The sequence below is a fragment of the Psychrobacter sp. GW64-MNA-CIBAN-0177 genome (genome assembly GCF_040309585.1).
In the GTDB taxonomy this organism is placed as follows: Bacteria; Pseudomonadota; Gammaproteobacteria; order Pseudomonadales; family Moraxellaceae; genus Psychrobacter; species Psychrobacter okhotskensis.
The window spans coordinates 1-263 of record NZ_JBEOOY010000330.1; the positions used below are offsets into that span (position 1 = coordinate 1).

At 47.1% G+C, this 263-nt stretch carries 1 protein-coding gene; it reads right to left on the reverse strand.

Annotated elements, in window-relative coordinates:
* Positions 1-263, reverse strand: a 263-nt coding sequence (locus AAEY79_RS15305) for a hypothetical protein (RefSeq protein WP_352289363.1), incomplete at both ends; no start/stop codon positions are given.

Consider the following 263-nt stretch of genomic DNA (forward strand, 5'->3'; position numbering starts at 1 on the left):
GTCCACAACATTGGTGCGCCAGTGTCAGTAGCATTAGCTGATTGACTGGTCACGTATAACGCAACTTTATCAAGCCCAGTGTATGGAACGTCCGCTCCGCCACTTCCTTTACCTGTTACAGTAAATTTAACGTTAAATGGATCAGCACCTACTACGACGATATCCGTAGGAGCCAGTGTTAAGGTAAAGTCATAGGCATTTTCAACTGTTGTAACAACCGAACCAGCTGGAGTACCAGGCGTGCCAGGTGTTCCATCTGTACC